The sequence below is a fragment of the Bacillus vallismortis genome (assembly GCF_004116955.1).
GTDB classification, from domain to species: domain Bacteria; phylum Bacillota; class Bacilli; order Bacillales; family Bacillaceae; genus Bacillus; species Bacillus vallismortis.
This window is the reverse complement of record NZ_CP026362.1, coordinates 204,348-221,706: the sequence shown is the minus strand read 5'-3', so window position 1 is coordinate 221,706 and position 17,359 is coordinate 204,348. Positions and strand designations below refer to the sequence as shown.

Annotated in this window: 16 protein-coding genes and 1 pseudogene; 5 read left to right on the top strand and 12 right to left on the bottom strand. The window is 47.8% G+C overall.

What is annotated here, in order from left to right:
• Window positions 1-9: 9 nt before the first annotated feature.
• The 5 genes and pseudogenes from BV11031_RS01150 to BV11031_RS01130 form a co-directional block, all read right to left on the bottom strand.
• On the bottom strand, window positions 10-315 hold the full coding sequence (locus BV11031_RS01150) for a YunC family protein (protein ID WP_010329974.1): 306 nt from the start codon (window positions 313-315) through the stop codon (window positions 10-12).
• 64 nt (window positions 316-379) lie between these two features.
• Window positions 380-1,768, bottom strand: a complete 1,389-nt coding sequence (locus tag BV11031_RS01145) for a bifunctional metallophosphatase/5'-nucleotidase (protein ID WP_010329975.1) — start codon at window positions 1,766-1,768, stop codon at window positions 380-382.
• Window positions 1,769-1,787: 19 nt separating this feature from the next.
• Entirely contained in the window at window positions 1,788-2,609 is an 822-nt protein-coding gene (locus BV11031_RS01140) for a sulfite exporter TauE/SafE family protein (protein ID WP_010329976.1), read from the bottom strand.
• 17 nt (window positions 2,610-2,626) lie between these two features.
• Window positions 2,627-3,475 (bottom strand): DUF72 domain-containing protein, encoded by an 849-nt coding sequence (locus tag BV11031_RS01135; RefSeq protein WP_010329977.1) that lies wholly within the window; start codon window positions 3,473-3,475, stop codon window positions 2,627-2,629.
• Window positions 3,476-3,512: 37 nt separating this feature from the next.
• Window positions 3,513-3,848: pseudogene (locus BV11031_RS01130) on the bottom strand (YunG family protein).
• 106 nt (window positions 3,849-3,954) lie between these two features.
• Between BV11031_RS01130 and BV11031_RS01125 the strand changes: the two are divergent.
• Window positions 3,955-5,226: a glycosyltransferase gene (locus BV11031_RS01125; protein WP_026014504.1), complete on the top strand. Its 1,272-nt coding sequence runs from the start codon at window positions 3,955-3,957 to the stop codon at window positions 5,224-5,226.
• A 15-nt stretch (window positions 5,227-5,241) separates the two neighbouring features.
• Here BV11031_RS01125 and BV11031_RS01120 read toward each other — a convergent pair whose 3' ends face one another.
• On the bottom strand, window positions 5,242-6,582 hold the full coding sequence (locus tag BV11031_RS01120; protein WP_010329980.1) for an allantoinase: 1,341 nt from the start codon (window positions 6,580-6,582) through the stop codon (window positions 5,242-5,244).
• A gap of 174 nt (window positions 6,583-6,756) precedes the next feature.
• Between BV11031_RS01120 and pucR the strand changes: the two genes are divergently transcribed.
• Together pucR and BV11031_RS23320 are read left to right on the top strand one after the other, a co-directional pair.
• Window positions 6,757-8,352, top strand: coding sequence for a purine catabolism transcriptional regulator PucR (pucR, locus tag BV11031_RS01115; RefSeq protein ID WP_010329981.1), 1,596 nt, complete (start codon window positions 6,757-6,759; stop codon window positions 8,350-8,352).
• A 10-nt stretch (window positions 8,353-8,362) separates the two neighbouring features.
• Complete coding sequence (locus BV11031_RS23320) at window positions 8,363-8,524, top strand: hydroxyisourate hydrolase (protein ID WP_164834087.1); 162 nt, start codon at window positions 8,363-8,365, stop codon at window positions 8,522-8,524.
• Between the two features lie 118 nt (window positions 8,525-8,642).
• Here the strand turns inward: BV11031_RS23320 and BV11031_RS01105 are convergent, their stop codons facing one another.
• The 3 genes from BV11031_RS01105 to allC all read right to left on the bottom strand — a co-directional run bounded on the left by BV11031_RS01105 (window position 8,643) and on the right by allC (window position 12,294).
• On the bottom strand, window positions 8,643-9,335 hold the full coding sequence (locus BV11031_RS01105; protein ID WP_010329982.1) for an aspartate/glutamate racemase family protein: 693 nt from the start codon (window positions 9,333-9,335) through the stop codon (window positions 8,643-8,645).
• Window positions 9,336-9,787: 452 nt separating this feature from the next.
• The gene (pucG, locus tag BV11031_RS01100; protein WP_026014505.1) at window positions 9,788-11,038 is read right to left on the bottom strand and encodes a (S)-ureidoglycine--glyoxylate transaminase; all 1,251 of its coding nucleotides are present in this window, start codon (window positions 11,036-11,038) and stop codon (window positions 9,788-9,790) included.
• 17 nt (window positions 11,039-11,055) lie between these two features.
• A complete protein-coding gene (gene allC / locus BV11031_RS01095) occupies window positions 11,056-12,294 on the bottom strand; it encodes an allantoate deiminase (protein ID WP_010329984.1) in 1,239 nt (412 codons plus the stop codon).
• A 354-nt stretch (window positions 12,295-12,648) separates the two neighbouring features.
• On the opposite strand from allC, the gene BV11031_RS01090 reads away from it, so the two are divergent.
• Window positions 12,649-13,515: an endonuclease I family protein gene (locus BV11031_RS01090; protein WP_010329985.1), complete on the top strand. Its 867-nt coding sequence runs from the start codon at window positions 12,649-12,651 to the stop codon at window positions 13,513-13,515.
• A 32-nt stretch (window positions 13,516-13,547) separates the two neighbouring features.
• On the opposite strand, the gene BV11031_RS01085 is transcribed toward BV11031_RS01090, so the two are convergent.
• On the bottom strand, window positions 13,548-14,651 hold the full coding sequence (locus tag BV11031_RS01085) for an ABC transporter ATP-binding protein (RefSeq protein WP_010329986.1): 1,104 nt from the start codon (window positions 14,649-14,651) through the stop codon (window positions 13,548-13,550).
• Between the two features lie 180 nt (window positions 14,652-14,831).
• On the opposite strand from BV11031_RS01085, the gene frlR reads away from it, so the two are divergent.
• A complete protein-coding gene (gene frlR, locus BV11031_RS01080) occupies window positions 14,832-15,560 on the top strand; it encodes a transcriptional regulator FrlR (protein ID WP_010329987.1) in 729 nt (242 codons plus the stop codon).
• 24 nt (window positions 15,561-15,584) lie between these two features.
• Here frlR and BV11031_RS01075 read toward each other — a convergent pair whose 3' ends face one another.
• A complete protein-coding gene (locus BV11031_RS01075; protein ID WP_010329988.1) occupies window positions 15,585-16,439 on the bottom strand; it encodes a fructoselysine 6-kinase in 855 nt (284 codons plus the stop codon).
• A 15-nt stretch (window positions 16,440-16,454) separates the two neighbouring features.
• Window positions 16,455-17,357 carry a carbohydrate ABC transporter permease gene (locus BV11031_RS01070; protein WP_010329989.1) on the bottom strand — a complete coding sequence of 301 codons (903 nt, stop codon included), beginning with the start codon at window positions 17,355-17,357 and terminating at the stop codon, window positions 16,455-16,457.
• Window positions 17,358-17,359 lie beyond the last annotated feature (2 nt).

The window sequence follows — 17,359 nt, the reverse complement described above, 5'->3', positions numbered from 1 at the left end:
CAAATTATTTTATTTCACCATTTTCAAAAGCGCTTCTCTGCCGCTCATGCCGGCATGGATGCCGAGATCTTCCGCAGCATATGTGACGGATTCTAAAGGTGCGTCTAACAGCTGGTCAATGGTGCGCACCCCAACTGCGCGCCCCGCCACTATGCCCCGCTCCTTTAATTTTTCATTCAGCAGCGCCACATCAAGCGCCCCGCACATAATGTATCCATGATCATTAGTGACGGCCATAAAATTTGTTTTTGGAAGCTTTACTGTCACAGCTGTAAAAGGCTGTTCTTCTATCATGATTGGTGTCAGATTTACCACGTCAACCTCTCCCTTCATTCATCACTTTATGATGAAGGGCAGAGCTTGTTGTGGGCTGACCGCCTTATTGCGCGAGCTTCCAAGCGAGCAGATCCCGCAAAAATTCCGGCATGAAATATTCTTTGTCTGCGGCGTCGCGGATGATCGGGAACAGTCTGCCGAGCGTAAACATGTCTAGCACGGCAACAGAGTATTGTTTATGTTTATCAATCTCTTCACCGTTCAGTGTGACGCGTGTGACATGCGTTATCCCGTCATCCAGCCGTATTGTTTCTACATCAACACCCGCGTACACCATTTTCCCCATTACTTCTCCGCGGAAGCCGAGCCCTTTAATCCGGAGCTGCTCCATTTGTTCGGAAGCGGCGTGGACAATGGTCTCTTTCAGTTCTTCTCCCGTCAGGCGGACAGCCACCGGGTTGATCGGATGAGGACAGATGCGGTGCAGATCCAGCTTTGTCACAGGACCCGCTTTCAGCGGACCGAGAATGACACCGGAATTCACCATGCTGATGTCCGTCCCGCACCATTCCTTTAGCGCGAATGCCAACAGCAAAGGCAGCTCTGATTCTTCAAACCACTTCACCTCAGCGTCTTGCGCAAGCTCCGCAACGGCTTCGGACAGCTTATCTTCGGCTTCACGTGCTTGTTCACGAAGAAACACTTTTGTTTCTGCGGATTCTCCCGTCCATTCCGCCATGTTCTGCACAGACGCTGTTTTGCTGATAATGCTTCGCTCTACGCTGTCGATTGTCATTTCCACACAGCCGACATAATGCCCGTATTTCTCTGCGCTGGCAAGCAAAACACCGTTAACCACTTGTCCATCTTCAAGCAAATGATGGGTGTGTGATTCAAGGATCACGTCAATCTCTGGCACCGCCTCAGCCACTTCCTGATCATCAAGAATGCCTAAATGCGATAGGAGCACGATGATATCAGCCTGGCCTTTCACTTCCTGAATGGCTCCCTTTACGCTTTCAAGGGCATCGGTTACTGTCCATCCCAGCTTGTCATAGACGGGATAATACGGCACTGTTACGCCTAAAAAGGCGATGGACATGCCGTTTCTCAATGATTTGATATGGTAAGGAACCGCCCAGGACGGCCGGTTCCCGTTTTTGTCATACAGATTGGAGACGATAACGGGAAATTCAGCATGATCATATAAGGCAGCGAGCTCTTCATGCGGAAGCGTGATCCCTTCATTATTGCCAATTGCCGCTCCATCAATGTGAAGACGGTTTAACAGATCGACATTCGCTTTTCCGAAAGTCGCCTCTGTTACGAAATGAAAACGATCGAGATGATCGCCAATATCAAAAACGAGCGTCTCTTCGCTGTCTGATTGATGCTCTTTTCTTTTCTGCTCGATATAATCTACAATTTTCGGCCAGTTTTCAAAATGGCTGTGCAAATCATTGGTATGATATAAGCGGAGCTTCTCCTTCATATTATCTCTCCCTAATCGTTCAGCTGAAAATGCCTTCATAAATGAGCTGGCAGCCGATCAAAATCAATACGATCCGCATGATCATGACGATCGTTTTCGTCTGCATTTTTCTGTTGATGGCGGCGCCAAGCTTTCCGCCGAACCAAGCGCCTGGCACAAGCGCGAGGGCGTACAGCCAATTGACGTGCCCGGACATAATATGTGAAACAGACCCTGTCATTGAGGACAGGAATATAATAAACATGGACGTTGCCACCGCAACCTTCGGCGGGAACAGAAATAACAGCATCATCGCCGGAACCATCAGCGATCCGCCGCCTATTCCGAACAGCCCGCCTAAAAAGCCGACAACAAAGGCGATCGCAATGCCGACAGGGGCCTGATAGGAGTACGTATACGGCTCACCGTCCTCATCCTGGAGTGTCCGAATTATTCCTTTATGGGCTTTGTTGATCGGCCGGGCTTTCGCTTTCAGCATTAAGCTCAATGAAATCAAAATCATAAAAATGCCAAACCAAATGGAAAACGAGTTTGAATTAAACAGCTTTGACACATAAGCACCGATCAAGCTCCCGGGACCTGAACCAATAAAGAATATGAGTCCGCTTTTATAATCAACGGTTTTATATTTAATATAAGCCAAAGTTGAAGAAAGACCCGTAAAAATAATGACCAAAAGCGAAGTCCCAATCGCGATCTGCGGTGTCACATCTTGAAACAGCGGCGTCACTGTGCTCAAAAACATCAGAGACGGCACGATGACAATTCCGCCGCCAAGTCCAATCAGGCTTCCTACCGTACCTGCAACTAACCCCAATACGGCCAAAATCACAAACGACATCAGTAAAAACCTCTTTTCTAAAATAAATCGAGCTGTCTCGGCGCAAGTCCGCCATACTCGATCTCAAGCAGTTCAAGCATCTGCTTGCCATTATCCGCGGCGTCTCCGCCGGAATTGTTGTTGAATAGGACAAAAACATCCTTACATTGCCGCTGCAATTCATTCAGGTGCTGCTTCCAATCCGTCAGTTCCTGTTGGTTGTAGCGGTATAAGTACCTGACCTCCCGCCAGTTTTTCCCGCCATCGGGCTTCATCCAACCCTGCTTGTTGCGCCCGTGAAACCTGACGAGCGTTTTGTTTTCATCGGTCGCGCGCAGCACAGTCGGCACACTGCCTTCTCCGATTTGCGGTTCATCACAGACACTGTGAATCCAGCCTTCCTCTTTCATAAATGAAAGTGTCTGCTCATAAAATGGCGGCGAAAACCAGGAGCGGTTCCTGAATTCAAGCGCACATGGGATATCGCCCATTTGGCGCTTGCACCATCTCAAATAAGCGACATTCTCCTTCTTGCAGTCAAACCACGGCGGAAATTGAAACAGCACCATGGCGAGTTTATTGCTATGTACATATGGCGTTAACGACACCTTAAACGCGTCAAACATCTCCTCTTTTGAGTCAAAGGGAATGTCGCCGCGCTGATGCCCCGTCATGCCCTGATAAGCTTTCACGATAAATTGGAAGGTTTCCGGCGTTTCCTTCACCCATTTTTCATTATTTCGCGCTGGCTGAATGGCATAAAAGCTCGCGTCTAATTCAACGATCGGAAAATGGGAGGAATAGGCCTGCAATTTTTTCTGGCTGGGCGTTTTCGGCGGATAGATGCTGTCATGATCCCCCCATCCCGTCAGTCCGATATAAATCACATTCATTCACCTCTCTCCCAGTTTATCACACGTGTTTTCAGGTTTCCTCGGAAATGCTGTTCATATGGAGAGAAAACGCTGAACGAAGATGCAGGTATTGTTCCTCATTCGTATCTAGAAACGCTTCTTCTCTTGAGGGGAAGGGATATGCTGATAGTCAATCGGCGCTTGAAACTGTTCACTCGTAAAGTCATACACCACGCCGTTGATGCAGTTATAAAACCGACTTTTGTTTTAAAAATGGCGCCGCCGAATTGATCCTGAATACCAACGCCGTCACACCGCATTGGCCGCATGCCGGGCATTCTTCGGTCCATTTGGAGCTCGTATGGCGCGACCAAGATTGTTTGAGTATGTATGTGACATGTTCCAATTCCTTCGCCTCCTTTAAAAAAAGATACCACGTTGATTCCGTTTTAAAAACTGATAGGTGCTTATGTGTGATAAATTAGTGGTAATGAATGACATTCTGGAGGCGAATGATGAAAATTAACCTGCTGACGATCGGTACGAGAGGCGATGTACAGCCTTTTATTGCATTAGGAAAAGAATTATCCAGACGCGGACATCATGTGACGATTTGCACCGAAGGCTCGTTCAAAGATCTAGCCGAGAAAAACAGGCTCTCCTTTTCAGCCATCAGAGCCGATTACGCAGATTTGACGCAATCAGAAGAAGGAAAAAACATCCTGAAAGGAAATCCGCTATCCATTGTCAGCCAGATGAAAACCGTCATTTATCCGATGATGGAACAAATGTTAGACGATATATGGGCCGCCTCTATAGATGCAGAGGCAATCATTTATCATCCAAAAGTATTTGGCGGATATGATCTCGCCGAAGCCCTACACATTCCTGCCTTTATCGCTCATCCGGTTCCTGTTATAGCTCCCACCCGCCAGTTTACTAATCCTGTCTTGCCATTCGCCATGCGAAGCGGAACGCTTAACAGGGCCAGTTTTCAAATCAATCGATTAATGACCGCAGCGTTTTTTTCGCTGATTAACAAGTGGAGACATGAGACGCTCGGCCTGCCCGATAAACGTTCTGTTTTTCAAGATGATTCCGTACTGAATGGAAAGCACATCCCTATTCTGTATGGGTGCAGTCCTTCCATCATTCCCTTTGACCAACAATGGAAAGGCCGTGTTTCGATGCAAGGATTCTGGTTTTTAGCTGAAGATGACCGGACCCCTCCACCTGAGCTCTCGCGCTTTTTAGAAGCGGGACCGCCTCCTTTTACCGTTAGCTTTAGCAGTATGCCATTACGAAACCCTGATCACATTGTGAACATGCTTCAGCTAGCATTCAAAGAAACCGGGCAGCGTGCCATTTTGCTGACGGGGTGGAGCGGGATTAAACAGATGACAGCTTCGCCCCATATTTTTACATCCGACTCCATTCCTCACAGTTGGATTTTTCCTCGATCACGAGCTGTCATTCATCACGGAGGGGCTGGGACTACGGCCGCGGCATTGAAGGCCGGCAAACCTATGGTGATCTGCCCATTCTCTGGTGATCAGCCTTTTTGGGCTAGAAAGATGCGAGACATTGGAGCAGCTGCCGCCCCTCTGAAAGAAAAAGAGATGTCAGTTGAAGCCTTCATTTCCAGAATCAACGAACTGGTCTCCAACCATACGTATTCTCAACGTGCATCTGAAGCTGCCGCTCTTATTGAAAAAGAAGATGGAATCAGACTTACTGTGGACTTTATCGAAGAAAAACTAGAGGAAAACACCCCGGCAACATAAATCTGCCGGGTTTATTTACAATGGAACGACCAGCGCTCCGTCAATTCCGCTGACTATCTCCCCATCACTGTAGACACACCGGCCTTTACTGTATGTGGCCGAAACGCGGCAGGGAAATGTATGTCCTTCGTAAAGGCTTAGCTTATGCTTTGCAAACATCGATTCTCTTGTGACAGTGTACGGCTCCATAGTGACGAGCACAAAATCCGCATCACACCCCGCTTCAAGCCGCCCTTTTTGCTGAAGGCCGAAACGTTTCGCAGGTGCCGCCGCTGTCCATTCAGCGATGGTTTCAAACGATATCTGATGCTCAAGCGCGAGTTCCAGCATCCCTAACAAAGTGAACTGCCCGCCGCTGATTCCGCCCCATGATAAAAACAAATTATCCTCCCGCTTTAAGGACGGACGGCAAGGAGAGTGGTCTGAGGAGACCATGTCAATATGCCCCGCAATGAGTGCCTCGATCAGCGCCTCCTTTGATTGCTGTGAACGGAGCGGCGGCGCGCATTTCGCGACAGAGCCCTTTTCCCGTAAAGCGTCATGGCTGAACAAGACATAATGCGGGCATGTTTCGAGCGAAACATCAAGCCCTTCCTGTTTCGCCTCCCTGATCAGCCGAACCGCTTTCGCCGTGCTGACATGGACGAAATGAACCGGACAGCCTGTCACCTTCGCATACTGAATCGTGCGATACACCGCCTCAGCTTCAGCTTCCTCCGGGCGGGAGGCAACATACGCATCCGCATCCACCTTTCCTTGATTAGCCAAAACCATCTGCAAATAGCTTGTGATTGCGTCGCTCTCCGCGTGAAGAGCGAGGATTTTTCCTGCAGCCGCGATTTCTGTCATGCCTTTGAGCAAGGTTCGTTCATCAACAGAGCGGAACTCGTCTGTGCCTGATCTTGATAAAAACGCTTTAAATCCGATCGCACCCGCTTCAGCCATTGGGCGGATGTCATCAATATGGCCGGGCACGAGGCCTCCCCATAGCGCAAAATCCACGGCTGATTTTCGCCTGCCCAGTTCAGCTTTTGCGAGAAGATGTTCTGCCGTCACGGTTGATGGGATGCAATTGAGCGGCATATCAAAATAAGTGGTGCAGCCGCCTGCTGCCATCATTCTCGAACCTGTTTCAAACCCCTCCCAGTCCTCTCTGCCCGGTTCATTGAAATGAACATGGCAGTCTATCGCACCCGGAAACACATATTGTCCATTCGCCTGGATCGTTTCTGCCCCGTTTGCTTCAATGGCAATTCCAATCTCGGCAATGACACCATTTTGAACCGCAATATCAGCTTCTTTCACGCCGTCTGGCGTAACTGCCTTCGCACCTTTTATCACCATATCGTAAGCCATTATCATACCCCCATGTCAGGTTGACGATTTTTTATGTCAGTTTATGTAACACAATCCATTCTATTTTCAACAGTTTACTGCTACTATGATCGTATTACATCAGCAGAACCGCTAGAATTCCTCTTGAAAATTATTCATCTTAACCAATGTTTTGATAGAAAAGGAGAATGCCAAATGAATATTTTTGATGTGATGAAAATACCGGCTTATGAAAACGCCCATTTAATCGCTGGAAAAGCAGGAGGAGAAAGAGAGGTTCAGCATGTCAATATGATGGACGCTCCGGATATCGCAGACTTTCTGCATAAGAATGAATTGCTCGTCACCACCGCATATCACTTGAAGGATCATCCGCACCAGTTATCTGAACTGATTCAGCAAATGGCAAAACGCGGCTGCGCGGGCCTCGGCATTAAAACAAAACGCTACCTGGAGGATATCCCAAAAGAAATTATCGAGCTGGCCGATTCATACGCGTTTCCGATCATTGAGCTACCAGAACACATCCGCCTCGGCGATATTGTGAATGCAACACTCAGCCACATCCTTGATATGCGTTCTAACGAGCTGCAGCAAGCCATTTACGCGCACAAAAAATTCACAAACCACATTATGAGCGGCAAGGGGCTGCAATCTCTCCTCAAAAAGGTATCAGACCTCCTTCAGCTTTCTGTGCTGCTACTTGACCAACATGCCAACATGCTGTCTGCGTCCCATCAGATTTCATTTGAAACCGAAAAGCTGAAAGGAACCCTACATACGATATCAGGGCCGTTTTTCACTTGTTTCTCTATGCTCTCGAATCAAAAAACCTATTCTGTTCTTCCTATTTATAATCACGAAAAAAACTGCGGCTACCTGCTGATACCCGATATGGTGCAGGCTGGCGACAAAGGATTAATTCTCACCATTGAACAAGCGGCCAACGTGATTTCCTTTGAACTGCTGAAGGAAAATGCGCTGAAGCAATACGGCCGGCGGGCGCGCAATGAGTTTTTCAGCAATTTTATTGAGCGGTCATTTTCTTCAGACGATGAAATCAAAAGCCGGGCGAAGGAATTTAAGCTGCGCTGGGATCAAAAATATATGTGCATCGCCGGAAAACTTGACCGGAATGATGAATCAATCAGCTTTACAGAAAATCAGCTCGCCTCCGATGGCATATTCGAGTTTCTTGAAGGCGAATTATCAGCCTTCCCGTTTCCGCCCCACTTTTTTATGAAAGGAAATGTCGGCATTATTCTGATTGAGGCAACAGACAGCTGGAGTGAAATGCACGCCTCAGTGATCAGCTTTTTAGAGCAGTTCCAAGCACAAGTCAAAGCTCAATGTAAACGGACTGTGTCCTTTGGCATCAGCAATATATGCCAAAGGCTCATTGATGTTCCCGACGCGTTCACCGAAGCTTCAGACGCTCTGCAATCAGGGCATTTGTCAAGAAGCACGTCGTTTATTCAGGTGTATCACGCAAAAGATGTGCCTGAGCTTCTCCGCCTGCTCCCGGTTGAGGATTTGAAGAAATTTTACAACTCCACGCTTCAAAGCCTCGCTGAAAAACAGCAGGAGGATCAAAGCCTGCTTCATACGCTGTCTGTCTATCTAGAGACACACTGCCAAATTTCCGAGACGGCAAAACGCCTTTACGTTCATCGCAATACAGTCATCTACCGCCTTGAAAAATGCGAGGAGCTGCTGGGCAAAAGCTTAAAAGATCCTGAAACGACAATGCGACTGCGGCTTGCCTTACGGATGCAGCGGCTGATCAGCTAATGTTTGTCTTATTCTCTTACAAACTGAATCGTTTTTCGTCACATTCAGCAATAACACCTGTCTTTTTCGGCTACTGTATCCATTTTTCTCTATTATCACCGTCCGTTTTCAGCTTGCAGATCCAGATGCGAATTATCATATCCCGCTTTTGCTGTCGCCGTCAGGTGTATAGGGGGAGTTAAGAAAAAGGAAGCCAGCCGGTGAGGCGGGCTTCCTTTTTCCAAGTTGGGTTACGCCCAGACCGATATGTACGCCTTTTCTAACATCCCTTTTCACTTGACAACACACAGCTAAATCGAAAGAGATGTACGCGCTGCGCTATGAGCATGGATGAAAGTCGTATCAAATAATGGCACTTCTGAATCCTCTGCTTTTACCAGTAAACCAATTTCAGTGCATCCGAGAATAATCCCTTCTGCCCCTCTATCCACCAAATGATTGATAATCTTCTTATACGTGTTTTTGGACGACTGTTTGATTTCACCCAAACACAGTTCTTGATAAATAATAGCATTGATTAATTCTCTTTCCTCATCAGTAGACACAATGACATTGATATTGTGAGACTCAATACGTGATTTATAAAAATCTTGTTCCATCGTATACTTAGTACCAAGTAATCCTACTGAACGAATCCCTTGCCTAGTGATTTGATCGGCAGTTGCATCTGCAATATGTAAAATAGGGATCGTGATCATTTCTTGGATATAGCCAATTACTTTATGCATCGTATTTGTACAGATTATTATAAAATCTGCACCGGCTTTTTCTAATGATCTCGCTGCTTCCCCTAAGGCTGCACCTGCTTTATCCCAAGCCCCTTCGGACTGATAGTGTTCAATCTCCTTAAAATCAACACTGTATAAAATGCACTTTGCCGAATGCAGCCCCCCTAATTTCTTTTTTATCTCTTCATTGATCATTCGATAATACTCAGCTGAAGATTCCCAACTCATTCCGCCAATAAGACCGATCTTTTTCATAAGCCCACCCCTGATAGAATTTTCAAAATATAGTTAGTCATTCTAAAGTATAGGGTCATCCAATACAATCATTAATTTTTCAAGGGAATAGCCTGTAAGAGGCATCTTGACGTTTTTTCACTTGGAAATCCTGCTTTCACAGCCGGGCTTTCCTTTTCCCGCCGCGTTTTCTCATCTGCAAAATCCCGCCATTCCAGCATATACTCCCTATCATTTTTCTTCTATGTCTACGTCAGACCGAGTGCAGCCAGCTCAGCCTCATCCGGATCTTCCAGAAGCACATCTACCATCATGTGCAAGTTTCCCAATGCGGCATCCCCCTCTCAAAAACCGCTATAAGAAACAGCATGGAGAAAGAGGATTTGTAAAAAGAGTCCAACGAAAAAAATCAGACGGAGAAAAAGCGAAATCGTATCGCTAAAAAAGCTTGCGGCGTTCCCGCAAGCTTTTCTTTATACCGCTGTCTGGCGGCCGGCGTTTTCATACACATCAAGCACCGCTTGGAGCGCTTTTCCTGCTTCGATCCCTGCGCCATGTCTCAGCAGCATAGCCTCTAACCCGGCAAGCACGAACAACACGTTTTCTTTTCTGCAGCTGTAGCCCATCGTTCCGATTCTCCAGATTTTCCCCGCCAGCGGGCCGAATGAGCTGGCGATTTCGATGCCGAATTGCGCCAACAGCATGTGGCGGACAGACTCGCCGTCAATGCCGCCGGGGATTTCTACACAGGTGACAACAGGCATTTTGCAGCTGTCATCTCCAAATAGCTTCAGCCCCATGGCCCTAATCCCTGCTGCTAATGCGGCCTCATGGCGGCGATGCCGCTCAAAACGGGCTTCAAGACCTTCTTCAAGCGTAAGCCTGACACCCTCACGCAAGGCGTACAGCATCGTCGTTGCTTCAGTATGATGATTGAGCCGTCTTTCGCTCCAATAATCCTCAAGCTGGCTTAAATCAAAATAATTGCTTGTGATCGGCCGGTTTCCCGAAAGCGTCGCCCTGTCCGCTTGTGTCGCAATCCCACGCTCTACCTTTTTACGCGCCGCAATCACATCCGCCACCCGCTCATTATATGTAATCGGCGCCATTCCCGATGGAACAGACAAACATTTTTGCGTGCCGCCGATGGCTGCGTCAATGTTCCAATCATCGACTTTGACCTCGCAGCCGCCAATCGTCGCAACTGCATCGACAATAAACAATGCATCCTGGGCTCGGCAGGCTTCGCCGATTGCTTTCAGCGGATGAATCCGCCCTGTCGATGTTTCCCCATGCACCATTGCCACAATTTTCGGCTTTACTTTTTTCATTTCCCGTATGATATCATCCGGTTCAAAAACCGTTCCCCATTCACACTCAAGCGTGTGAACATTTGCCCCATACCGCTCAGCAATTTCAGTCAGCAAATAACCGAAGCGGCCATAAATGGGAATGAGCACGTCATCTTCCGGCTCGATCACACTCGCAAGAACCGCTTCGATTCCCGCCCGTGAAGTGCCGTCAATTGGGTATGCCCAGCGGTTTTTCGTTTGAAACAGCTCCCGGAGCATTTCCATTGTTTCATTCATGATACCCGTAAACGCCGGATCAAATTGGCCGACAACCGGGGTGCTCATCACTCTTAAGACACGCGGATCTACCTCCACAGGTCCCGGCGTCATAATCGTTCTTAACGGGGTACATAGTTCTTTTCTGCCTGACACAGCCATTCCTCCCTTTATCAGTAAGCCAGTTTGTATAATAAATCAGCCAATGCGCGGACACCGATCTCAAGCTGTCTGGCTGAGGTGTACTCCTTCGGTGAGTGGCTGATGCCGCCGCGGCTTGGCACGAACAGCATACAAGCCGGATAGCGTCTTCCGATCATTTGCGCGTCATGCCCTGCTCCGCTCACCATTTCCTCGCAGCTGATGCCGTTTTCTGCCGCTGTTTCAAGAGCCGCAGCCTTCAGCCTTTCGTCCATCGGCACAGGCTCTATCTGCATATATTCATCAATATCGGCGCGAATCCCTTTTTGATGGCAAATGCTGTTGATCACAGCAGCCATGTTGTCATGAAATTGCTCGAGCACGTGCTGATGCTGATGGCGAATATCGATTGAAAACTGCACGCGGCCCGGTATAACATTGGCCACATTGGGCTCTGCCGTTATCTTTCCGCATGTCAGGCGGAGCTCATCCGGCTGCTCCTCCGACCGCAGCAGCAGCTCATGAATGATGCGGCTGCTGGCTGCAAGCGGGTCCTTGCGCCATTTCATGGAAGTGGTTCCCGCGTGGTTGCATTCCCCCTCAAGCGTGACGAGGTATCGCCTCTGCCCCGCAATACTTGTTACGATGCCGAGATCCCGGCCTGACATTTCCAACGTCTGCCCCTGTTCAATATGAAGCTCGACAAAGGCGCTGATATCTGTCCTGCGGGCCGCCTGATACACCCCTTTACCAAAACCGCACTCATACATCGCTGTTTGCAAAGAAACACCTGATTCGTCCCTCGGCTCTTCTGCATCCTGTCCTGAAAAAACGCCCGTCATATTCCCCGATCCCCAATAGGTCATTGGAAAGCGGCTGCCCTCCTCCTCGCATAAGGAGACTGCTTCGATTGTTTTTTTCGGTGCTCCGTATGTTTCTTTGAGCTGCTTTATCGCGAGCATTGCCGCAAGAACGCCATAGGCACCGTCAAACTTTCCTCCATTGATGACGGTATCGATATGTGAACCGGTTAAAATCACTTCATCCGGAGTCTGGGTGCCCGAAAGCCTTCCAAACACATTGCCGACATCGTCGAATCTTGTTTCAAGCCCTAATGAAGACATTTCCGTTTTGACTGCGAGCTGCGCGTCCATCCACTCTTTTGTGTACAAAAGCCTCGTTACGCCGCTGTCCGCAGATGCGCCGTATCGGGCGAGCCATTCAATATAATCTGTGATGCTGTTTTTGACTGAAAGCTTCTGCTTTTCCATGTACTCCCCCCTATGGCCGTTATGGTGACTTCATTATAGAAGGAGGAACTCGATAGTTCATTGGCATATTAACCAAAAAAACGTTTATTTTTTAGGCACAGTATCCACCCCCAAGTCATCATGAATGTGGGGCTGCTTTACAATTTTGCGGAATTGAAGAAGGAACAGACACCTTGCCAAGTCCCAGCTGAAGCAAAAACTAGGCCTTAAGATATTGGCACAGTGGATATCCGCCTCCTCCAAAGGGACTCATTTACAATGTTAATGAAAAATATACAAAATAACACTTCTATCCTTTATTTGAATTTTAGATAATAGACATGATCTCATGATCTGATAAAAGGAGGGCAAGTGATGACAAAAATGGCAAGGTTTCTGCCGCTCGTCTTGGTGTTACTGATTTCCGGATGGTTTGCGCCCGCCGCTTCAGCAAACACGCAAACCGTATTAAGCCTGAATGACCGATTGGCTGCTTCCCCATCAGGAAACGGGGGCCTGCTCTCGTTAGCCGCTCCCGCTGCACCCTATGCTGACACAGATACCTATTATAAAGGGACAGAAGGAAAGACAGGTGAATCGCTAAAAAGCGCCCTGCATCACATCATCAGCGGACACAAGACGCTGTCCTACAGCGAAGTATGGAATGCGCTGAAAGAAACTGATGAAGACCCGAGAAACCCAAATAACGTCATTTTGCTCTACACGAATGAATCGCGGTCGAAAAACTTGAATGGCGGCAATGTCGGCGATTGGAACCGCGAGCACGTTTGGGCGAAATCCCATGGCAATTTTGGCACAAGCAAGGGGCCTGGCACAGATATTCATCATTTACGCCCGGCTGATGTCCAAGTCAATAGTGCCAGAGGAAATAAGGATTTTGACAACGGCGGCACAGAACATGCGAAAGCGCCTGGGAATTATGATGATGGAGATTCATGGGAGCCCCGCGATGATGTGAAAGGCGATGTCGCCCGCATGCTGTTTTACATGGCTGTCCGTTACGAAGGTGATGACGGATACCCTGATCTTGAACTGAATGATAAAACGGGCAACGGCTCAGCCCCTTATCACGGAAAGAAATCTGTCCTGCTCGAATGGAATAGGCAGGACCCGGTTGACGACCGCGAGCGGAAAAGAAACGAAATCATTTATGAGAAATATCAGCACAACCGCAATCCATTTATCGACCACCCTGAATGGGCAGACGACATTTGGCCGTAAGAAAAAGGTGCTCCTGCCAGGGAGCACCTTTCCTAATACACAGCCTCTTCCGTCTCCGCATCGAAAAAAACGACGTGATCCATTTTCACTGCCAACTGGATCGAATCGCCTGCGGCGATTCGCGTGTTTCCATCTAGACGGACCGTAAGCCGCTCATCTCCTGCCCTGACATGTACAATCAGCTCTGATCCCAAATTTTCATTCACTTCCACCTTCGCTTTCAGCACTGCATCAAACAGCTGATCATGTCCTGTCAATTGTGTGATATGCTCCGGCCTAACGCCGGCAATCATCTGTTCTCCGGCATATCCCTTTTCCTTCAGCCGCTTCGCTTTTTCTTCAGGAATATGAAGCCGGATCGAAGGGTTTGTGAAAAACAGCTCGCCATGCTGCTCTTCTATCACGCCTTTCAAAACATTCATTCCCGGGGAGCCGATAAAACCCGCAACAAACAGATTTGCCGGGTAATGATAAATGTCATGCGGTTTCGCCACTTGCTGGATTTCCCCTTCGTTCATCACGACAATCCGATCGCCCATTGTCATCGCTTCGGTCTGGTCATGCGTGACATATATGATAGTTGCCTCTAAACGCTGGTGCAGCTTGCTGATTTCTGTCCGCATCGTCACTCTCAGCTTCGCGTCCAGATTGGAAAGCGGCTCGTCCATTAAAAAGACCTTCGGCTCCCTCACAATCGATCTGCCAAGCGCCACCCTTTGCCGCTGTCCGCCGGAGAGCGCCTTCGGTTTTCTCTTCAGCAAATGCTCAATCTCTAAAATTCTCGCTGCCGCATGAACCCGCTCGCCGATTTCCTGTTTCGGCATCTTTCTAAGCTTTAATCCAAACGCCATATTATCAAAAACCGTCATATGCGGATAAAGCGCGTAGTTTTGGAATACCATCGCAATATCACGTTCTTTCGGCGGAAGATCATTGACCCGTTCCCCATCAATGAGGAGGCTGCCTTCAGAGATGCTTTCCAGCCCCGCCACCATTCGCAGCGTGGTCGATTTTCCGCATCCTGACGGTCCCACCAGCACCAAAAGCTCCTTATCCTTTACATCTAAATCAAAGTCCTTCACCGTGAATTGGGAATGGTATGATTTTTTGACATGCTCAAATGTTAATGAAGCCATCAGACATTTCCCCCAATCTTTTCGTCTGTTATTTCGTCACTGGAAACAACCAGGTCTTTCTGTTATTTTTAGAGTAATCGATTCCATTTTTGCTATATTTCTAAAATAAAAAATGTAAATTTGTATTATAACGTCATAATACATTATAATATGAATAATTGGTTAAAAGGAGGCTACCTTTTGTTAAACAACGGAAGTTCTACACCTTTATACATTCAGCTAAAACAAATCATCACCGATGACATCAAAAAGGGCGTATATTCCCCCACCGCCAAGCTGCCTACCGAAAGCGAACTATGCAGCAAGTATAATGTCAGCCGCATTACCGTCAGGAAAGCCATTCTCGATTTGGTCGAAGAAGGCTACTTAATCAGGCAGCAAGGAAAGGGAACGTTCGTGAAAAGCCCTAAATTAAAACGGGAGCTGATCGCAGTAAACGGCTACTCGGAATTTATGGAATCAACCGGCAAAAAACCGAAGCATCAAGTGCTGTCCCATGCGATCATTTCAGCGGCGAAACCCATTGCCGAAAAGCTGAAAATCAATCCTGAGAGCCCTGTCGTTGAATTAAAACGGATTTTATATAACGATGACCAGCCGCTCACCTTTGAAGTGACACATTATCCGCTGGATTTGTTTCCCGGCATTGATGCCTTTATTGCGGACGGCGTGTCCATGCATGATATGTTAAAGCAGCGGTATCAAGTCGTGCCTACTCACAATACGAAACTATTAAACGTTGTATATGCCCAACAAGAGGAAAGCAAATACTTAGACTGCGATATCGGGGATGCGCTGTTTGAAATCGATAAAACAGCTTTTACATCAAACGACCAGCCAATCTATTGTTCACTGTTTTTGATGCACACAAACCGCGTCACTTTTACGATCAACAGCCCCTACACATAACCGGCATAAAAAACGAGACACTGCTTACAGTACTCTCGTTTTTTCACTGCTTCCTCCGTCCTCCAAGCGAAAAGGATGGCCATAGCCGAAAGCTCCGTACACGCCGCATGTTTTCGCAGCCGTTTCGGCGGCCTGGCGCAAAGCGTACGTTATATCCTGCTTCACGCAAAAAGCAGTCAAAAAGCCCGCTATAAAAGAATCTCCCGCTCCAAGTGTATCTATTATATCAGTTTCCACAATCGGCTGATGATAGATTCGGTCTCCCTCAGACAGGACCGCTCCTTGTCCCCCGCGGGTCATACAAACGATTTTCGCTCCGTAGTCATGTGCCTGTTTGGCAAGCTCGCCGCATTCCGACTCACTCAGGTCACTTCCTGAAAAAAACGCATACGTCACATATGGACAAACCTTCCTCAAATAATCCTCCTTGCGATTGGTTGAAAAGTCAAAGGAGACCGGAATCAGCCCGCACAGCTGCGGAAGATCGTTCTCAAGCCGGCTGTACACACTCGTATGGAGCAGATCATGCCCGCTGATAAAGGTTATATCTTTCTCCTGAAACATAAGACGGAGCCGGGACTGAATGCCCCCTTTATTTGATCTGACAAAAATACGGTCCCCCTGTTCATCAAGGGTGACAATCGCCATCCCATTTTCACCGTGCGCCTGGCGGATATAATCCGCGTTAACCTGCTCCAATTTCAATACGTTCAACAAATGTGCCGCTGCTTCGTCATTGCCGACGATCCCAATATAGGAAGCCTCATGCCCGAGCCGCTTGGCAAGCACAGCGACGTTTAAGGCATTTCCTCCCGGGTAGAACGTTTCTTGATCCTGATAGTAATCAACAACGTTATCTCCAACCGCAATCAATTTCATATGGTGCATCCCCCTTTATCCTTTTACACTTCCGCTTGCAATCCCGCGGACAAAATATTTCTGCATCAATAAAAATAGAATAATAATCGGCGCGGCTGAAATCGTTAATCCCGCCAGCAGCACGCCCCAATCTGTCTGCAGCGCGTCTCTGAACTGCATCAGCCCGGCTGGAATGGTCCGCAAATTCTCATCATCTATGAAAATAATCGCAAACATAAATTCATTCCACGTATGGTAAGCCGTCAAAATGCCGGATGTCACCAAAATCGGCACACTCATTGGTAAGAAAATTCTGAAAAATACTCCAAAACTCGTACACCCATCTAAATAAGCCGCCTCCTCCAATTCTTTGGAAATAGAAAGAAAATAAGAGCGGATCAAAATGATGGTGAACGGGATCCGGTAAGCCGCATACGGCAGGATTAACGCCCAATACGTATTGTAAAGGCCCAGCGACTGAATCATAGAATAAAGCGGCACAAGACTGACCTGCGGCGTCAGCATCAAACCGCCAAGACAAAGCACCAAAAAGAACCTTTTTCCTGTAAACTCAAACCGGGAAAGGCCGTAAGCCGCCCATGCACTGATAAAAACAGTGATCACACACGTCAGCGCCGTCACGATGACACTGTTCATAAAATAAGAAGAAATGCCTTGATTCCAAGCGGACACAAAATTTTCCGGATGCCACGAAGACGGCACCGACCAGCTGTGCTCAAAAATATCGTCCGAGCTTTTAAAGGCGCTCATGACCATCCATAGCAGCGGATAGGCGATCGCAATCAGATAAAGAAACAGAAAAACCCATACAGACGTTTCTCCGATGTACCATTTTCGTCTAGGCTTTCTTTTCACCTCCATGTGCCGGTCAGGCACAGGCTCCAATCTGAACGAATCTGTCTTCTTCTGAGGCAGCATCT